Source organism: Streptomyces sp. SID13726, assembly GCF_010548375.1.
Lineage (GTDB): Bacteria > Actinomycetota > Actinomycetes > Streptomycetales > Streptomycetaceae > Streptomyces.
This window is the reverse complement of the sequence record NZ_JAAGLY010000014.1, coordinates 82,664-101,190: the sequence shown is the minus strand read 5'-3', so window position 1 is coordinate 101,190 and position 18,527 is coordinate 82,664. Positions and strand designations below refer to the sequence as shown.

The 18,527-nt window shown below is 70.5% G+C and carries 12 protein-coding genes and 1 pseudogene; 6 read left to right on the top strand and 7 right to left on the bottom strand.

Going from position 1 to position 18,527, the window contains the following annotated elements; translation table 11 throughout:
- Positions 1 to 29: 29 nt before the first annotated feature.
- The 5 genes from G3I78_RS30865 to G3I78_RS30845 are packed head-to-tail and all read right to left on the bottom strand — an operon-like array spanning position 30 to position 5,033.
- Positions 30 to 941: a LysR family transcriptional regulator gene (locus G3I78_RS30865; RefSeq protein ID WP_164430525.1), complete on the bottom strand. Its 912-nt coding sequence runs from the start codon at positions 939 to 941 to the stop codon at positions 30 to 32.
- Positions 942 to 951: 10 nt separating this feature from the next.
- Entirely contained in the window at positions 952 to 1,914 is a 963-nt protein-coding gene (locus G3I78_RS30860; protein WP_164430523.1) for a sugar ABC transporter substrate-binding protein, read from the bottom strand.
- 55 nt (positions 1,915 to 1,969) lie between these two features.
- Positions 1,970 to 2,977 carry an ABC transporter permease gene (locus G3I78_RS30855; RefSeq protein WP_164430521.1) on the bottom strand — a complete coding sequence of 336 codons (1,008 nt, stop codon included), beginning with the start codon at positions 2,975 to 2,977 and terminating at the stop codon, positions 1,970 to 1,972.
- A complete protein-coding gene (locus G3I78_RS53270) occupies positions 2,974 to 4,470 on the bottom strand; it encodes a sugar ABC transporter ATP-binding protein (RefSeq protein ID WP_343243887.1) in 1,497 nt (498 codons plus the stop codon). The genes G3I78_RS30855 and G3I78_RS53270 overlap by 4 nt, the downstream gene beginning before the upstream one ends.
- A 5-nt stretch (positions 4,471 to 4,475) precedes the next feature.
- A complete protein-coding gene (locus G3I78_RS30845; protein WP_164430519.1) occupies positions 4,476 to 5,033 on the bottom strand; it encodes a carboxymuconolactone decarboxylase family protein in 558 nt (185 codons plus the stop codon).
- Between the two features lie 225 nt (positions 5,034 to 5,258).
- On the opposite strand from G3I78_RS30845, the gene G3I78_RS30840 reads away from it, so the two are divergent.
- On the top strand, positions 5,259 to 5,672 hold the full coding sequence (locus G3I78_RS30840) for a cupin domain-containing protein (protein WP_164430517.1): 414 nt from the start codon (positions 5,259 to 5,261) through the stop codon (positions 5,670 to 5,672).
- 169 nt (positions 5,673 to 5,841) lie between these two features.
- Here G3I78_RS30840 and G3I78_RS30835 read toward each other — a convergent pair whose 3' ends face one another.
- The gene (locus G3I78_RS30835) at positions 5,842 to 7,044 is read right to left on the bottom strand and encodes an AAA family ATPase (RefSeq protein ID WP_203615768.1); all 1,203 of its coding nucleotides are present in this window, start codon (positions 7,042 to 7,044) and stop codon (positions 5,842 to 5,844) included.
- Positions 7,045 to 7,126: 82 nt separating this feature from the next.
- Between G3I78_RS30835 and G3I78_RS30830 the strand changes: the two are divergent.
- Positions 7,127 to 7,609: pseudogene (locus tag G3I78_RS30830) on the top strand (response regulator transcription factor); the annotation flags it as partial.
- 364 nt (positions 7,610 to 7,973) lie between these two features.
- On the opposite strand, the gene G3I78_RS30825 reads toward G3I78_RS30830, so the two are convergent.
- Positions 7,974 to 8,768 carry an IclR family transcriptional regulator gene (locus G3I78_RS30825; protein ID WP_164430513.1) on the bottom strand — a complete coding sequence of 265 codons (795 nt, stop codon included), beginning with the start codon at positions 8,766 to 8,768 and terminating at the stop codon, positions 7,974 to 7,976.
- Positions 8,769 to 9,019: 251 nt separating this feature from the next.
- Between G3I78_RS30825 and G3I78_RS30820 the strand changes: the two genes are divergently transcribed.
- The 4 genes from G3I78_RS30820 (at position 9,020) to G3I78_RS53265 (ending at position 18,498) form a co-directional block, all read left to right on the top strand.
- Entirely contained in the window at positions 9,020 to 9,805 is a 786-nt protein-coding gene (locus tag G3I78_RS30820; protein WP_343243886.1) for an AraC family transcriptional regulator, read from the top strand.
- 381 nt (positions 9,806 to 10,186) lie between these two features.
- Positions 10,187 to 10,453: an acyl carrier protein gene (locus G3I78_RS30815; protein ID WP_164430509.1), complete on the top strand. Its 267-nt coding sequence runs from the start codon at positions 10,187 to 10,189 to the stop codon at positions 10,451 to 10,453.
- Positions 10,437 to 11,294: a thioesterase domain-containing protein gene (locus tag G3I78_RS30810; RefSeq protein ID WP_164430507.1), complete on the top strand. Its 858-nt coding sequence runs from the start codon at positions 10,437 to 10,439 to the stop codon at positions 11,292 to 11,294. Before G3I78_RS30815 ends, G3I78_RS30810 begins: the two co-directional genes overlap by 17 nt.
- Before the next feature lie 85 nt (positions 11,295 to 11,379).
- Positions 11,380 to 18,498 (top strand): type I polyketide synthase, encoded by a 7,119-nt coding sequence (locus G3I78_RS53265; RefSeq protein ID WP_164430505.1) that lies wholly within the window; start codon positions 11,380 to 11,382, stop codon positions 18,496 to 18,498.
- Positions 18,499 to 18,527 lie beyond the last annotated feature (29 nt).

The window sequence follows — 18,527 nt, the reverse complement described above, 5'->3', positions numbered from 1 at the left end:
CGCACGAGGTGCGCAATCGTTTGTTGCAGCTACGGCCGGATCACCGGGATGGGGTTCTGCGAGAACCACTCGCTGAGGAAGTCCAGGAAGACGCTCACCTTGCGCGGGGTGTCGTGTCCGGGGCCGTAGATCGCGTACAGGGGGCGGTCGGGGACCGCGAGGTCGGGGAGCAGGACCTGCAGGGCGCCGGAGACGAGGTCGTCGTAGGCCGGACGCTGCGGGAGCAGGGCGATGCCCCGGCCGTGCACGGCGGCCTTCTGGAGCGCGATGTAGGAGTTGGACGAGAACGCGATGTTGCGGATCTTGTGCAGGGTGCTCGCGTGTCCGTGGCCGATGCGCCAGACCGGGTCGTTCACATGGACCAGGCAGTCGTGGTTCGCCAGGTCGTTCGGGTGACCGAGGCTGCCGTGCCGGTCGATGTAGGCCTTGGAGGCGCACAGCACGAACGGCAGCGAGGAGACCTTCTTGAGCCGGACGCTGGAGTCGCGCAGATCGCGGGTGTGGAAGGCGATGTCGAATCCGCTGTCGAGAAAGTCGTAGGTCCGGTCGGACATTCCGCCGAGTTCGAAACGGATCTGGATTCTGGGGTGCTCCGCGGCAAAGGCGGCGATGGCGTCCCCGAGGTCCAGGCTGCCTATCCATTTCGGGCAGATGATGCTGAGCGTGCCTTCGGCGCGGTCGTGCGACTGGGCTATTCCGGCGTCCTCGGCCTCGATCTCGTCGAGAATCCGCGCGGCGAATTCGGCGTAACGCCGACCCGGCTCGGTGAGGCTCACCGAGCGGGCCGTGCGGTTGACCAGACGTACGCCCACCTGCCGTTCCAGCTCGGCGACGTGCCGTGAAACCAGGGAGCCGGAGGAGCCCAGCTTCTTGGCGGCCCCGCTGAAACTGCCGACCTGTGCCACGGTGACGAAGCTGTGCATGAGAAGCAGGCGGTCCATGGGTGGCTCCTTACTCGGGGCAGTACTGCGGCGCTTCGCCCACGTTGTCCTCGGTGACCAAGACAAGAGGAATGTTGGCAATCTTGTCAACGGTCTTGTCCTTGTTGAGCAGGCCGATCGTGTTCTTCACGGCCGTCTGCCCGATGGTCATCGCGGAGTTGGCGACGGTCGCGGAGAGCTGCCCGCTCTTCACGGCCGCGAGCCCGTCCTCCGTGCCGTTGACGCTGACGATCTTGACGTCGTCAGCGCCGGCCGCTTCGAAGGCCTTGCGGACCGCGAAGGCCATCTCCTCGTTGGCGACGAAGGCGTAGTCGAGGTCGGGCTGGGCCTGGATCATGTTCTCGGCGACGTCCTGCGCCTTGGCGGGGTTGAACATGCCGGGCTGGTTCGCCACGACCTTCGCGGTCGCCGGCAGCGCGCCCTTGAAGCCGCCCACCAGCAGGTCCGATGCGGCGCCCGGAGCCCCGGCGACGATGCCGACCTTCACGTCCTTGCCGGCAGCGTCCTTCGCGATCCACCCGGCGTCCAGCACGCCGACCTGCTTGAGGTCGACCTTGGCGACCCCGAGCACGTCGGAGGTGTCCGAGGTGGCGACAGAGGTGAGGTAGATCGGGATGCCTGCGTTCTTCGCCTTCGCTATGTCCCCTTCCAGGGCGTCGACGTTGACGGTCTGCACGATCAGCGCGTCCACGTTCCGGGCGATCATGTCCTCGATGTTGGACAGCTCGGTCCCGGCGTCCTGCTTGGAGTTGGCCGAGTAGACGGTGGCCTTCTCCGACTTCGCGGTCTGCTCGACCGCCTTCAGCAGACATTGATGGAAGTGCGTGTTGGCGCCGTTGACGAACCCGAGGGTGACCGAGCCCTCGACAGTGCCCCCGGCGTCAGACTCGGAACCGCAGCCGGACAGCACCAGGGCGCAGACGCCGCCGAGCGAGACCGCGAGCGCACGGCGGGAGCGGGTGGTGGACTTCATGGGGTCGGGCCTTCCTTCGTCATTGAAGTGAGGGGGTGGCGGACGGAACCCGTCGCTAATGTCCCGGCACGGACTTCCGCTGGAACTCGTTGATGATCGCGGCGACGAGCAGCACGCCGCCGGTCACGACGTACTGGTAGTAGCTATTGACCTGGAGCAGGTTCATCGCGTTGGCCACGACTCCCAGCAGTACAACTCCGAGCACGGTCCCTACGACGGTCCCGTGGCCCCCGGTCAGAGACGTCCCACCGATCACCACCGCGGCGACGGCGGTCAACTGAAGTTGCAGTCCACCGGTGTTGGGCGCGGCGGCGCCGAGACGGGACAGCAGCATGAGACCCGCCAGGCCGGCGAGGGCACCCGCGAGGGCGTACAACGCGAGTTTGCGTCCTGGGACGTTGATCCCGCTCAGCCGGGCCACGTGCTCGTTGCCGCCCATCGCGAAGGCGTCCCGTCCGAAGGTGGTGAACCGCATGGCCAGACCGGTCAGGACGAGCACCAGGACCGCGACAACGCACAGGTAGGGAACCCCGAGCACGTTGGAGTTGCCGAGGGCCCACATCCGCTGCCCGATGGTGATCGACTCGCCGTCGAGGACAAGTAGCGCGACCCCGTCGAACAGCATCGCGGAGGCGAGCGTGGCAACGAAGGGCGCGACCCGGGTGAAGGTCACGACGAGCCCGTTCACCAGCCCGATCAGGGTGGCGAGCAGCAGGGTGAGGACCACGGTGACGGACGTCGGCCGCCCGTCGTGCAGGAGCGTGGCTCCCACGGACACCGTCACCGCCGCGTTGCTGCCCATGGAGAAGTCCATGCCGCCGGCGGTCATCAGCAGGGTGAGCCCGGCCGCGATCACGGCGGTCACGCCGATCTGCCGGAGCACGTTGAGCAGATTCTGCGAGGTGGTGAAGGAGTCGGCCTGCACGGCGGTGAACACGGCGACCAGGACGAGGACGACGACGAGTCCGCCGTGCGGAGCGTGCAGCACCTCCCTTGCGGGCCTTCGGGGTTTGGGGTGGCCCAGCGCGGTTTCCGGGGTGGCCGAGGGGGTCTTGAGGCTCACTTCGGCTGACCTCCGAGTGCGGTGGCGACGAGTTCGTCGCGGGTGATGGCGGATATGTCGTGCTCGGCGACCGTGCGGCCGGCGCTGACCACGACGACCCTGTCGGCGAGACGCATGACCTCCTCGGCGGACGAGGAGGCGAGCAGTACGGCGACGCCGCGGGCGGCGAGGTCGTCGACGAGGGTGTGGATGTCGGCCATGGCGGCGACGTCGACGCCGTTGGTCGGGTCTTCGAGGAAGCAGGCGATCGGGTCGGTCTCCAGCCACTTGCCGAGCAGCACCTTCTGCTGGTTGCCGCCGGACAGCGTGCCCACGGGCGGGTTGCCGGTGAGGGCGACCACTCCGTAGCTGTCGCGCAACGGGGCGGCGCGGCGGGCGAGTTCACCCCGGCGGTGGAGTCGGCGGCGGGCGAGACGGTCACCGGCAAGCATCAGGTTCTCGTCCAGGGTCAACCCCTGGACCAGGCCCAGGGTGCGGCGGTCGCCGGTGACACAGCGCAGGCCGCTGGCGAGCGAGGCGGCGACCCGGCCGAACGGCACGATACGGCCGTCGACGTGGAGTACACCGGCGTCCGGCCGCCGCCGTCCGGACAACAGGTCGAACAGCCGCGACTGGGCGTCGCCCGCGGGCCCGAGGACGGCGACGATCTCGCCTCTGTGGACCTCCACGGAGAAGTCCCGGACGGCCCGGCCCTGCGTCAACCCCCTTACAGCAAGCCCGTGTTCGTCCTTCGGCGCGGGCCGCTCGGGGCGCCGCGAGACGACGTCCCTGCCGACCATGCTGCGGACCAGGGAAGCCGGGTCCAGCTCGGCGGCCGGGGCGCTGGTGACCACGGCCCCGTCGCGCAGGACGGTGAGGCGGTCGGCGACGGCCATGACCTCGTCGATGTAGTGCGAGATGTAGACGACGGCGACACCGTCCTCCCGCAGGGCGCGTACCAGTGAGCGGATCCGGTCCGCGTCCTGGGCGCTGAGACAGGCCGTCGGCTCGTCCAGGATCAGGATGCGGCTACCTTTCCGCACTTCGCGGGCCACCTCGACCATGGTCTGCTCGGCCACCGTGAGGGTCCCGGCGATCCGCTCGATGTCGATGTCGATGCCGAGCCCGGACAGGGCTGCGCGGGCCTCTCCCCGTACGGCCTTCCAGCGCACGGTGCGGCCACGGGTGGGCAGGTCGCCCAGCATGACGTTCTCGGCGACGGTGAGCCCCGTCGCCAGCTCGCGGCGCTGCGGGACGCAGGCGACGCCGAGCCTGCGGGCCTTGCGCACGGTCAGCCCTGAATGCTTCTCGCCATCCACCTCTACGGTACCGCCGTCCGCCTGGTGCACCCCCGAAAGGACCTGCACCAGCGTCGACTTGCCGGCACCGTTCATGCCCATGAGGGCGTGGATCTCACCGGGATACAGATCGAGGTCGACCCCCTTGAGGGCGGCGACCCCGCCGAAGGACTTGGTGACGCCCCGTACTCGTAGCACCGGGGTGATCCGCGGCACCGGAGTCACAGTCGGCCGCCCTCGGGCGCCACCCGGCCGTAGCCGCGGATGTCGGGGAACGGAGGCTCCTTGCCGGCCTGAAGGTCCACCTGGAAGGTGTTCAGGCACATGCCGAGCATGGTGAAGTTGCCGAGCGCACCGATGGTGTCGACGAGGCCCTTGGCGCCGAAATGCGCGAGAGCCGCGGCGAAGGTGTCGTCGGCGACGAAGTGCTCGTCGAGGATCTCCTTGCAGAACCGGTAGAAGGTCTGATCGGCCTCGTTGTCGAAGTCGGCCTCGCGCTTCTCGGCGACGGCCTTGACCGCGGCCTCCGGGATGCCGGCCTGGATCGCCTGGTGGACATGGGCGTTCCAGGAGTACTGCGCGTCCCAGTTGCGGGCCGCCATCAGGAGCGCGAGTTCGCGCAGATGCCTGGGCAGGGAGCAGTCGAAGCGGGCAAACGCGCCCAGGGACTCGGCCCGTTCGCACATCTCGGGGCTGTGCAGCCAGACCCGGAACGGCCCACGGACGGCACCACGGCGACCGGCGATCCGGACGGCCAGCTCCTGCTGCCGCGGGTTCATTTCCTCATCGCTGAGAACGGGAAGCCTCATCTGGCCGTACCTGCCTTCTCTTTCCGGCGTGCGGTCCGCGCGGAACGTGAACGGGGTGGCGCACGGACGCTGAAGCCGTGCGGTGCCAGGTGAAGGTACAGCCGTGTCCGAGAAGCTCACCCCTCTCGGATTGCAAGGTAAAGCTGCACGCCGGAGGCCCCCCAACGTGCCTGCGGCGACCTAACGTCGGCCACCATGACCACCATCATCAAGGCCGGCGAGGTCCCCCTGCTCGACCGCGGCGGCGCCGTCGTGACGACCCCGCTCGTCACCACGCCGGCCGCGCGCGGTGAGAACAGGATCACCAGCGGCATGAGCGTGTACCCGGTCGGCTCCGGGGCCCCCTTGCACTCCCACAACTGCGACGAGCACGTCACGATCCTCGAGGGCGAGGCGGAGGTGTGGGTCGACGGCGAGGTGACCAGGCTGGAACGGTACGACACGACGTACGTGCCCTCGCCGGTCCCCCATCTCTTCCGAAACGTCGGCGACACCCCTCTGCGGATCCTGTGGGTCTACTCCTCGGGCCATGTCACCCGGACCTTCACCGAGACCGGGAGGACAGTGGAGCACCTGTCGGCGGAGGACCAGATGGGCTCGGACACCTGAGCGGACGGGGCTCAGGCGAGACGAAGACCGGCCCCGTGCCCTTGCCCCCCGGGGCGGCCGTTGGCCGGGGCAGTGGGGGGCTGTGACCAGCTCTTACTCGCTGCCTTGCCTGTCAAGATCTACTTGTGGGGAGAACGCTGGGCAGGGCGACACTCGGGCCGGACTCAGCTCAACGCTTGGGGAGCAGGGAGTTGAGCCGTGTGAACAACTGGTCGGCGTGCGTGATCGTGGCTGCGTCGATGCGCGGTGCGAGCGCGGCTTGCTCGCGAAGGAGCACCGCGGCTGGCCTGTAGTGGTTGAACCGCGTGGTGATCTTCCGCTTCTTGAACACCGCCTCGATCTGTCGGACGACGCGGGGGTCCTTGGCGTTGAGCTCGGAGGCTGTGATCGGCTTGGTGAGCTCGGAGGCATAAGCGCGGTTAATGAGTTCGAGGTAGAAGTCCCGGTCGAAGAGGTCCTCGATGTCCGCATCGGCCGTGTTGGTGAACTCGCTGATCTCGACGAGCCCGTTCTTGCCGAGCTGGTCGTTATCCCGCAGTCGCTGGACGGCTCCGACGTCCTTGGTGCTGGAGTCGACGAGGACGGCGACATTCAGCTTGTTCGCACCCAGCAGAGTCACGAAGGTGGACAGCTTGCCGGAGCCGCCGATGGGCGTCTTGACCCAGCGCGGGTCGAGTCCGGTGGACCCGTTCGCCTCTGCGACGTCCGTGAGGACATCGAGGTAGATCAAGTCGCTAGGGCCTTCGAGGAGCAGGGTGTGCTCGCCCACGAACAGCGTCTGGGTCATCTCGACGCCCATCGCTGCCAGCAGCGGGAAGGCGGTGTCCTCATCGGCCTTGAAGATCTCAGCGGAGACCTTCGCGCCGCCGCGCTCCATGTCGATGACTGTCCGGACCCTCTGGAGGTGGTCGGGGTCGACCATGTACGGGGAATGAGTGGTGTAGAGGACCTGATGCTTGGGGGCCAGCCGCTCGTCGATCAGCCGGAGCAGGTCTTCCTGGGCCCGGCCATGGAGGGACAGCCCCGGCTCATCCAGGAGGAGGATCAGGTCGGTGGTGCCAGCCGCCTCCAGCTCGTTGAAGTAGGCGAGGAAGGAGAAGAACCAGACGAAGCCGCGGGAGCGGTCATCGAAGGGCACCGATGCGCGGTGGCGGCGGTTGAAGACGCGGACCTGCAGGATCGGCCCCTCGTGGAAGGGCGGCTGGGCCCCGGTTTCGGGGGGCAGGACCTTCAGTTGGACTTCCAGCTCAGTGTTCTGCGACCAGTACTCGAAGACCTCGTCCGAGATGACGTTGCCGGAGTTCTCCAGCTCGCGGAGAAGTCGTTCGTGCTGGTCGGAGTCTTTGAAATCCTCGGGCGAGACTCCTGCCATGTCCAGGAGGCTCAGCAGTGCGCGTTCGCCGCGTGTGAGCTGTCCCGACTCTCGTCGCTGGATCAGATCGGGCAGCGCGACCGGTGCGGACGACTACCTCGTGAAGCCGTTCCTGATGCGTGAGCTGATCGCGCGGATGCGGGCGGTGCTGCGTCGGCGCCCGGCCGGACCCGGTCCGACGGACTCCCTTCCCGACGGCCGGTGCCCGCGGCCGGAGTGCTGTCGCGACGCGGGGTCCCGGCCGCCGCGCGACTCCTACGGCCGGGTCTCCGTCGACCGCCGGGCGCATCGGGCCTTCCTGGACGGGGTCGAGGTCCCGCTGAGCCCCAAGGAGTACGCGCTGCTCGCCTTTCTCACGGAGCGGATCGACAGCCTGGTGACCCGGGAGGCCATCATGGCGTCGGTCTGGGACATCAACTGGTTCGGGCCGACGAAGACCCTGGACACCCATGTGACCGCCCTGCGCCACAAGCTCGGTGACGCCCTGTCGATACAGGCGGTCCGCGGAGTGGGCTACCGGCTGGGCATCGGGTCCGGGCGGGCCGCGGAGGCGCCGGCGTCCTGACGGCAGGGGCGGTGGGCCCTGGCGGAGTGCCATGAGCGTCCCGCCGATGTCGGGGAGGTCAGCCAAGGTCGGCGCGGCCGTCGGCGGCGCGCCACCGGTCGATCGCGGGTCGACGGCAGCGCGGATCGGCCCGTAGCGCATGACAGCCCAGATGCCCGTAGAGCATGAAAGCCCTCAGCGACGGCACCGCGGACCGGGCCGGCCGGGAGCCGACGGAAGTACAGGCAGCCCGCAGCACGCGGACCCGCGCCGGCATCGCCCCGGCGCTGTAGCAGCCCCCGCCGCAGAACCCCCCTACGGACCGTCCACCGGCCCCCACCCCGGTCTCCGGGTCAGGGCCGTCCGCCCGCCCCGGCCCCGCGCCTCAGGAACCGACCTCCGAGGGCCGGCAGCCGTCCACCATCTCGATGTGCCGTGAGATGGCGTCGGCGGCGCCGCGGACGTGGGGCAGCAGCTTCATCGGCTCGATGACCGCGACGGGGCCCACCACTCCGATCGCGGCGACCACGGCACCGCGGCTGTCGCGCAGGGGTACCGAGAGGGAGCCACGGCCGTCGACCAGGGTGCTCTGGACGAGGGCGTAACCCTGCCGCCTGACGGTGGAGAGACGATTGCGCAGCACCTCCGCGTCGGTGATGGTGGCCGGGGTGAACGCGCGCAGCACCCCGCCGCACACCGCGTCGAGCACCTCCTCACCGCCGTACGCGAGGAGCACCAGACCGGCCGAGGTGGCGTGTGCGGGCAGTCGGCGGCCCCGGGTGCCGAAGTACGCCGCGGCCCGCGGGTCGCTGGAGACGAAGGACGGGCACAGTACGTCGTTGCCGTCGCGGATCGCGATGAACGCCGCGGCCGAGGTCTGCACGTGCAGGCTGACCAGATACGGCTGGGCGCCTTCGGCCAACGACGCGCAGCGGGGCGCCAGTTCCGCCATCTCCCACAGGCGCAGCCCGATGCGGTAGGCGCCGTCGGCGTTGCGCTCCAGGGCTCCCCAGCCCGCGAGTTTGCTGACGATACGGTGCACGGTCGCGACCGGCAGCCGCGAGCGCCGGCTGATGTCGCTGAGGGTCAGACACGGGTGGTCCCGGTCGAAGCTGTCGAGGATGCTGAGCGTCCGGTCGACGACAGAGCGCTCCGTCGGTCTGGAGTGGGGGGAGATCATCCCGTCGAGTTCCCTTCACCTGCGCGCCAGGGGCGCGCGCTGACTCGTTTCAAGCAAGGTCAGACGTGATCTGACGACGGGCGGCCACCCTTATCATTGACGTATCAAGTGACTGGAGAAAGGTCGATCTCGGAACGCTCATGGTCGATTTCGCATCGTTACCGATCCCGCTCGTCCCATACACCCCGGTTTGCCGACCTGGTCTCGGTATCACTGTCGAGCGCCTGAGCAAACTCCTCGACTACATCTCCGTGGATGTCATCGCCGCTCCGCACCGGCTCGACTTCCACCAGATCCTGCTGATCACCGACGGCGAGGGCGCCCTGTCGATCGACTCCACCTGTTATCCCTGCCGCCGGGGCACTTTGCTCTGGGTACGGCCGGATCAGGTGATCCAGTCGTTTCCGCGGCCCGGCATGGAGGCGGACGTCCTCATGTTCACGGAGGCGTTCCCGCTGCGGATGGGCGCCCACATGGCCATGCTCAACGACGTCCTGCGGCCCTCGCACTGGCAGCTCTCGGACAGCGAGTTCGGCGCGTTCCAGCGGGTGCTGAACCTGCTGGAGGAGGAGTTCCGGCGGACCGACCGGGGCCTGGGCGAGGACCTGCTGAAGCATCTGCTCACGGTCGCGCTCCTGCACATCGACCAGATGTGCCGCGCACGGCACGCGCGGACCGAGGCCGACTTCCTGACCAGCGACAACGGCGAACTGTTCCTGCGCTTCCGCCGCGAGCTCGACCGCTCGTACCACGTCACCCGGCTGGTGGAGGACTACGCCGCCGCGCTCAGTTGCAGCACCCGCGCCCTGTCCCGCGCCTGCCGCGCGGTGACCGGCACGTCCGCCAAGGACGTCATCGACGCCCGGGTCGCACTCGAGGCCCGCCGCCTCCTGGCCCACACGGACCTGACCGTCAGCGCCGTCGCGCGGCAGCTGGGGTTCTCCGAGGTGACCAACTTCGGCAAGTTCTTCGCCCGGCGGGTGAACACCACGCCCGGTGCTTTCCGCAACGAGGCGAGGGCAAAGCCGGCGCGTTAAGGCAGCTGCGGTTCTACGCCCGTAAACTCAGAATTCTTTCCACTCTACGGAAGAGTGCTTGTTCAGCATTCCACCATCTGGCAACACTGTGACCTGCATACTTCGGGCGGCCACTCCGAAGTGGCGTCGACAGTTGTACAGACCAGACAGAAACTCACTGCCGTGATGCCGTCGCCGCTCTCGACGGCATTCGCAGAACTGGAACACCGCTCAAGTATCGATTGAGGATTCGGGTCGGTTTCCGGATCCGTGTCCTCAGTACGCCGCCGCGTGCCGTCCCCCGCTCACCCCTGGACGGCCCGTGCGACGGCACTCCCGCATGCCCATTCACCCGCGCCCCGGAGTCCCCGGAGGAGCGCGCGTAAGGGAAGGACGACCGTCATGGCCGTAGTGACCGCTGCCGAGGCCGAGAGCTGGCTGATCGAGAAGATCGCCCACCGACTGGGCGTGGCGCCCGCCGAGGTCTCGCGCGAGGTCTTCTTCGACGAGCTGGACCTCGACTCGACGGAGGCGCTGATCCTCGCGGGTGAGCTGGAGAACTGGCTCGGCTTCGAGCTGAGCACCACGACCCTCTGGTACCACCCGACCGTCAAGGACCTCGCGGCCTACCTCGCCGAAGAGAGCGCCGAGCGTGCGGCCGCCGCGTGACACGAGGCCCCCGGTAGCCCGCCCGTTCCGGTCCGCCGCACCCGGCGGGCGGACGGTGTACGTCGTCCACCCTGGCGCGCTCCCGGCCGTGGTCCACCAGGGCCTGGCCGACGCGCTGCCCGACGGGGACGGACTGACCGTCCTGGACCTGGGGGCGGTCGCGGAGTACGCGGACGCCGCGCTGACCGGGGGCCGGGCGGCGACCACCGTGGCCGACCTCGCCGACCGGCTGCTCGCCGCCATGGCCCCGGTGAACGGCCCCTGGACACTGGTCGGTTGGTCCTTCGGCGGGGTCCTGGCGCACGCCATGACCCGGTCGCTGCCGGCCGGCCGGCTGCCCGAGCGCCTGGTGCTCCTCGACAGCATCGCGCCCACCGAGGAGTACCAGCAGCCCGACGACGCGCTCGAACCCGCCCTGCTTCTCGGCTGGTTCGCGATGTACCTCGGGGCGAAGCGGGGACGCACCGTCGCCCTCGCCCCGGACGCCCTCGCCGGCCGGGACGTCGACGACGGACTGCCCGTCGTCCTCGACGCGGCCCTCGCGGCCGGGGCCCTGCTCCCGGGCACCCCGCTGCCGGGCCTGCGCAAGCTCTACGACACCTACGTGGACGGCCTGTTGCGCAACAACCGTCTCACCGCGCCCCACCGCCCCGGTCCGGCACCGCTGCCGCTGGTGCTGGTGAAGGCGGAGCGGAGCCTCATCCCGGGCGACCCCACGCTCGGCTGGCGCCCGCTGGCCCGGCACGGGCTGGCCCTGCACACCTGTCCGGGCGACCACTACACGATGCTCAGCCGCCCCGACGCCCTCGGTGTGATCGCCCCGCTGCTCGCCGCCGCCTGAAACCGCCGCCCCCCGCGTCACCCACAGGGCCCCGAACCGTACCGGGCCGCACTCCGGCCCGCCGTCCGACCAAGAGAGCCTCGCCGTGAACGCTTCGCGTCCCCATGACCTCGACCGCCGGCTCGCCCGCGATCCCATAGCGATCGTCGGGCTGTCCGCCCTGTACCCCAAGTCGCGCGACCTGCGCGAGTTCTGGGCGAACGTCGTCTCCGCCGCCGACTGCATCGAGGACGTCCCGGCCACCCACTGGGACGTGTCGGAGCACTACGACTCCGACCCCGCCGCACCCGACAAGACGTATGCCAGGCGTGGCGGCTTCATCCCCACCGTGCCCTTCAACCCGCTGGAGTTCGGGCTGCCGCCCAACACCCTCGAAGTCACCGACGTGCTCCAGCTGTTGAGCCTCGTCGTCGCCCGCGACCTGCTGCGGGACGCGGGCGCCGGACAGGACTGGTACGACGCCTCGCGCACCGGTGTGGTGCTCGGGGTGACCGGTGCCAACCAGCTCACCCAGCCGCTGACCGCCCGGCTCCAGACTCCGGTCCTCAAGGAGGTGGTCCGCTCCTGCGGGCTGTCGGAGCGGGACGCGGAGGAGATCGCGGAGAAGTTCAAGCTGGCGTACGCGCCCTGGGAGGAGAACTCCTTCCCGGGGATGCTGGGCAACGTCGTCGCGGGCCGGATCGCCAACCGCCTCGACCTGGGCGGCACCAACATGACGATCGACGCGGCCTGCGCCAGTTCGCTGGGCGCGGTGAAGACCGCCGTGAGTGAACTCCTGGAGCGGCGCGCCGACATGATGCTGGTGGGCGGCTGCGACGCCGAGAACACCATCTTCATGTACCTGTGCTTCAGCAAGACGCCGGCCTTCTCCAAGGCGGGCCGTATCCGCCCGTTCGACGAGAGCGCCGACGGCACGCTGATCGGCGAGGGCATCGGCATGCTGGCGCTGCGCCGGCTCTCCGACGCGGAGCGGGACGGGAACCGGATCTACGCAGTGCTGCGGGGCATCGGCTCCTCCAGCGACGGCCGGTTCAAGTCGATCTACGCCCCGCGCAAGGAGGGGCAGATGACCGCCCTGCGCCGGGCGTACGAGGACGCGGACGTGTCCCCCGCCTCCGTCGAGCTCTTCGAGGCGCACGGCACGGGGACGGCGGTCGGCGAGGCCACCGAGCTGTCGGCGCTGTCCGCGGTGGTCTCGGAGTTCACCGAGGAGCGGAACTTCGCCGCGGTCGGCAGTGTGAAGTCGCAGATCGGCCACACCAAGGCGGCGGCGGGCGCGGCCGGGATGATCAAGCTGGCGCTCGCGCTGCACCACCGGCTGCTGCCGCCGACGATCAACGTGGACCGGCCGAACCCCGCGATCGACTGGGCCGACAGCCCGTTCTACGTCGGCACGCGCACCCGCCCCTGGATCCGTGACCCGCACCGCCCCAGGCGCCGGGCGGGCGTCTCGTCGTTCGGCTTCGGCGGCACCAACTTCCACGTGGTGCTGGAGGAGCACGGCGACGGCGAGGACCTGCGGGTGCTGTTCCCCGTGAGCCGGATTCATGTATGGCATGAACCTGACATGAACAGTCTGGTGCGGGCGCTGGAGAGCGGCGCCGAGTCGGCGACCTCGCCCGCTCCGGCCGGCCGTCCGCGACTCGCGCTGGTCGCCCGCACCGACGCCGAACTCGCCGAGCTGCGCGCCCTGGCCGTGGCCGAGCTGCGGGCCAGGCCGACCGCCGGGTCCTGGTCGCACCCGAAGGGCGTCTACTTCCGCGCGTCCGCGGCCGGGCTCGGCAAGGTGGCCGCGCTCTTCGCCGGGCAGGGCAGCCAGTACGTCGAGCCCGGACGGGACGCGGTGCTGGCACTGCCTCCGCTGCGGGCGGCCTTCGACCGGGCCAACGCGGCCTTCGCGGAGTCCGAACTCCCGCTGTCCCGGGTCGCGTTCCCGCCACCCGCCTTCGACGAGGTGGCCCGCGCCGCCCAGGACAGCGAGCTGCGCCGCACCGAGTACGCCCAGCCCGCCATCGGCGCGCTCTCGGCCGGACAGTTCCGCTATCTCAGCGAACTCGGCTTCACCGCCGACGGGTTCCTCGGGCACAGCTTCGGCGAGCTGACCGCGCTGTGGGCCGCCGAGGCCATCGACGACGACACCTACTTCGCCCTGGCCAGGGCGCGGGGCGCGGCGATGGCGCCGCCCGCCGACGCCGACCCGGGCTTCGACCCGGGTGCCATGGCGGCCGTGACGGCGTCCGAGGACAGCCTCGCTCAACTCCTCGCCGCGCACCCCTCGTTGATCGTCTGCAACCGCAACGCGGCGGACCAGATCGTGCTCGGCGGTGCCACGGACGCCGTGGAGCGGTTCGTCGAGGCGGCGGGCGCTGCCGGGGTGCGGGCGCTGCGGCTGCCGGTGTCGGCGGCCTTCCACACGCCGTTCGTCGCCCATGCCGTCGAGGAGTTCGGCCGCCGGGTCGCCGACGCCGAGATCCGTGCGCCGCGCGGCCCGGTGTTCGCCAACTCGCCCGGCGCCTCGTACGGCACGGACGCCGACGCCAACCGGCGCACGCTGGTGGACCAGTTGGTGCGGCCGGTCGAGTTCAGCGACCGAGTGGAGGAGATGTACGCGGCGGGGTTCCGCACGTTCGTGGAGTTCGGGCCGAAGGGCGTGCTGACCCGGCTGGTCGGGCGGATCCTCGGCGAGCGGGAGCACCACGCGGTGCAGCTGGACCCCGGCAGCGGGGGCGACGCGGATCTCACCCTGAAGCGTGGGGTGGCTCAACTCTTCGTCCTCGGGATGCCGTTGGCGACGGCGGACCGGTATGCGGCGGAGCCGGTGGCCGTGGAGCCCGTCAAGGGGATGACCGTGCCGCTGAACGGCATCAACCATGTGCCGCAGGCGCGTCGGGAGGCGTATCGGGAGGCGCTGGAGAACGGGTACCGGGTGACGCTCTCGGGACGGGAATCCGTGCTGGAGCCGGTGGCGTCGGGCGTCGGTGCCGTCTCAGGTGACGGAGCCGTCTCAGGTGACGGTGCCGTCTCAGGTGACGGAGGCGGAGGCGTGTCTCCCGTCGCGGCCGTGCCGTCCGCCGGTCCCTCGGCGCGTCATGTGGCGAACTCCGACGGACCTGCCTGGTCCGCGCACGCACCCGGTGCGTCCCCCGTCCTGGCCGACGCGCCGGGCATCACGATCACGCCCGCCGAGGCCACCCCGACCGTCGCCGCCGCACCGGCGTCCGTCGCTCTCTCCGTCCCCACAGACGTCCTGGAGAACAAGCCCGTGGAACACGACGACCTCGGAACAGCCGCTCCGGCGGCCGACCAGCTCACCGAACTGATCGCCGGTCATCTCTCCCTGCACGACGAGTATCTGCGCAGCCAGTTGGACACCGCGCACCGCATGATGGGCCTCCTGGAACGGGCCGACGAGCAGGGCCGCGTCGAAGCGGTGACCCCGGGCGTGGCCTCGGTCAAGGAGCACGGCCTGGCCATCGGCCGCACCCACCTGCGGGCCAGCGAGATCCTGCGGGACCTGGCGTCCATGGAACTCGCCGGCACCCAGACCCCGACAGTGCCCGCCGGCACCCGGCCCTCGACGGCTCCGGCCGCCGAACCCGCGCTCCCGGCAACGCCGTTGACGGCCGCGTCGGCGCCCGCGCCCGCCATCGCCGCGGCCCCCATCGCCGTAGCCGCGCCTCCGGCCGCTCCCGAGCCGCCCGCCCTGCCCGCCCCGGCCCCGCCCGCGACCGCGGCGCTCCCGCCGGCCGGAACCCCCGCGCCCAAGCTCCCCGAGGCTCCCACGTCGGCCACCGCCACCAAGGAGGACATCGCGGCGGCACTGCTCGACGTGGTGGCGCAGAAGACGGGTTACCCGGCCGAGATGCTCGATCTCGCCATGGACGTGGAGGCGGACTTGGGCATCGACTCCATCAAGCGCGTCGAGATCATGGGCGTCCTCCAGGAACGCTTCCCCTCCCCCACCCCGGTCGGCCCCGAGCACCTCGCCGAACTCCGCACCCTGAGCGAGATCGTCGGCTTCGTCTTCAGCCTGGGCGGCACGACAGCTCGGGCGACCGCCGTCACCTCGGCTCCGGTCGCGCGCGTCAACGCCGACGACGTCACCAAGGCCCTCCTCGGCGTGGTGGCGGAGAAGACCGGCTACCCGGCGGAAATGCTCGACCTCACCATGGACGTCGAAGCAGACCTCGGCATCGACTCCATCAAGCGCGTCGAGATCATGGGCGTCCTCCAGGAACGCTTCCCCTCCCCCACCCCCGCAGGCCCCGAACACCTCGCCGAACTCCGCACCCTCAACGAGATCGTCGGCTTCGTGCTGGAGCTCAGCGGCCCCACGTCCGCAGCAACGGAACCGGCACCGACACCGATACCGGCACCAACCGCCCCCGCCCCCGCCCCCGACGACGTCCGCACCGCCCTCCTCGACGTCGTGGCCCAGAAGACCGGCTACCCGGCCGAGATGCTCGACCTCACCATGGACGTCGAAGCAGACCTCGGCATCGACTCCATCAAACGCGTCGAAATCATGGGCGTCCTCCAAGAACGCTTCCCCTCCCCCACCCCCATCGGCCCGGAGCACCTCGCCGAACTCCGCACCCTCGCCGACATCGTGGGCTTCGTGACCGGGTTGAACGGGACGCCGGTCGCCGAGGCACCGAGCAGCACCGCTCCGGTCAAGGTGGAGGCGGCGCAGATCGTGACGCCGTCCCTGATCGGCCGCGGGCAGGCGGAGTTGGTGGAGCTGCCTCTTCCCGACCGGCTCGTGGGGGCGTTCCCGCAGGCCGCGACCGCGCTGGTCGTGAACGACGGCAGCGAGGTCGCCGAGGCCGTGACGGCACGGCTGGTCGCGGCCGGCTGGCAGGTGCGGTCGCTGCGGCTGCCCGGGGTGCCGGAGCGCGTGGCCGGGGTACCGGAGCGCGAGGCCGGGGTACCGGAGCGTGTGGCCGGGGTACCGGAGCGCGTGGCCGGGGTGCGGGAGCTTCCGCTGACCGGCTGGGGCGCCAACGAACTGGCCGCCCGGTTCCAGGAGTTGGGCACCGAGAAGGTGCACCTGGCCGTGGGCTTCACGGCGGCGGACGAACTGCCGTGGTCCGAGGGCGTGCGACGGCTGGCACATCAACTGCTCGTCGCCCGGCACCTGGTGGCCCCGCTGACGGCAGCCGCCGCCGACGGCCACCGGGCCGCCTTCGTCACCGTCACCCGCCTGGACGGCGCTTTCGGGCTCGGCGGAGTCTCGGAGGACGCGGTGCCAGCGGGCGGTATCGGCGGGCTGGCCAAGACGCTGGCCGTGGAAGCACCCGAACTCTTCTGCCGGGCCGTCGACTTGGCGCCCGCACTCGGTGCCGCCGAGGCGGCCGAGCTGATCCTCACGGAGATCCACGACGCGGCGGTCGGCCCGGTCCAGGTGGGACATGACGGTGTCCGACGGGTCGCGCTGACCCTGGGTGAAGGTGAAAGGGAGAGCGAGGTCATCACCGAGCCCGCCTCCCCCCTCACCCCCGACGACCTCCTCGTCGTCACCGGCGGAGCCCGCGGCATCACCGCCCGGTGCGTCGAAGAGCTGGCCCGCACCCACAAGCCCGGCCTCCTGCTCCTGGGCCGCACCCCCCTCGGTAACGAACCCGACTGGGCGCACGGCGTGACGGCCCCGGCCGGACTGAAGGCCGCCGCGGCCGGCCGGCTCAGGGAGACGGGCGAGAAGCCGACCCCCAAGCGGGTCGAGCAGCTGTACCGGGCGGTCGTGGGCGAGCGGGAGGTCAGGAAGACCCTGGCCGCCGTACGAGCCGCGGGCAGCGAGGTCGAGTACCTCCCGGTGGACATCACCGACACCGCCGCGACCGCCGCCGCACTCGCCCCGTACCGGGAGCGGATCACCGGTCTGGTGCACGGTGCCGGGGTCCTCGCCGATCAGCTGATCTCCGCGAAGAAGGCGGCCGAGATCGAGCGGGTCTTCGCCGTGAAGCTCGGCGGTCTGCGGTCGGTGACGGCCGCGCTGCCCGCCGAACGGCTGCGCCACGTGGTGCTGTTCTCGTCGGTCGCCGGGTTCTTCGGCAACCGGGGCCAGTCGGACTACGCGATGGCCAACGAGGTGCTCAACACCTGGGCCGCATCCTTCAGGCGCACCCACCCCAAGGCCCATGTCTCCGCCCTCAACTGGGGTGCCTGGGACAGCGGCATGGTCTCGCCGCAGATCAAGGCGGTGTTCGAGGAGCGGGGCATCGCCCTGATCCCGGAGGAGACCGGAACGCGCCTGTTCACCGAGCAGTTCGCCCCCGAACGGTCCGGTGACGTCGTCACGGTCCTCGGCCCGACCACTCCCCTGTCGGCACCCGAACTCCCGGTCCGCACCGGCCCGTTCGTCCTGGAGCGCGACCTGAGCGACCTCCTGACCGACCCGCTGCTCGCCGACCACGTGATCGGGGACGCCCCCGTGCTGCCCGCCGCGGCGGCGCTGGGCTGGGCGGCCGGTGCCGTCGAACGCCTCACCGGCCGCACGGTCGCCGAGGTCCGCGACTTCGCCGTCCACAAAGGCGTCATCTTCGACGGCGGCTTCGACGGCCGACTGCGGCTGACCATCTCGACCACCGCCGACGGCACGACCGCCAACTCCGCGACCGCCGACTCCACGACCGCCAACGTCACGATCGTCTCCACCGCCGACGACGGATCCGTACGCCCCCATTACGCGGCCACCGTGGTCCTGGACCAAGGCACCCGCCGGACCCCGGAACGGCAGAGCGCCCTCCCCGCCCTGGGCGGCGGCAGCGACGCACGGGGCTTCTACGACGACGGCACGCTCTTCCACGGAGAGTCCCTGCGCGGGCTGCGCCGGGTGCTGAACGCGACGGCCGCGAACTTCGTCGTCGAGTGCGAGCTGGCTGAACTCCCCTCGGCCGGTCAGGCGTTCGGAACCGACCGCTACACGCCGGCCACCGCGGACCTGCTGCTCCAGGCGGCGCTGGTGTGGATGCGCAGCCACTTCGACACGGCCGCCCTGCCGATGGCGGTGCGCCGGACCGAGCTGTACGAGGTGCTGCCGAGCGGTGAGCCGTTCCTCGTGGTCGTCGCGCCGGAGACGGCGTCCGGAACCGGCGCCTCGGTCACGGTGACGGCGTGCGCCCCGGACGGGCGGGTGCTGCTGCGCCTGGTCGGTGTGTCCCTGGTGTCCACCCCGCAGCTGGCCGCGAAGTTCGCCAGCCGCTGAGCGAGCCGAGCCGATTTCCGGCCGCGGTC

What these genes read in the sequence shown, in the direction of transcription:
- G3I78_RS30865 (WP_164430525.1), bottom strand. Translation starts at nt 941, where the DNA reads ATGGACCGCCTGCTTCTCATGCACAGCTTCGTCACCGTGGCACAGGTC.
- G3I78_RS30860 (WP_164430523.1), bottom strand. Translation starts at nt 1,914, where the DNA reads ATGAAGTCCACCACCCGCTCCCGCCGTGCGCTCGCGGTCTCGCTCGGC.
- G3I78_RS30845 (WP_164430519.1), bottom strand. Translation starts at nt 5,033, where the DNA reads ATGAACCCGCGGCAGCAGGAGCTGGCCGTCCGGATCGCCGGTCGCCGT.
- G3I78_RS30840 (WP_164430517.1), top strand. Translation starts at nt 5,259, where the DNA reads ATGACCACCATCATCAAGGCCGGCGAGGTCCCCCTGCTCGACCGCGGC.
- G3I78_RS30835 (WP_203615768.1), bottom strand. Translation starts at nt 7,044, where the DNA reads ATGGCAGGAGTCTCGCCCGAGGATTTCAAAGACTCCGACCAGCACGAA.
- G3I78_RS30825 (WP_164430513.1), bottom strand. Translation starts at nt 8,768, where the DNA reads ATGATCTCCCCCCACTCCAGACCGACGGAGCGCTCTGTCGTCGACCGG.
- G3I78_RS30815 (WP_164430509.1), top strand. Translation starts at nt 10,187, where the DNA reads ATGGCCGTAGTGACCGCTGCCGAGGCCGAGAGCTGGCTGATCGAGAAG.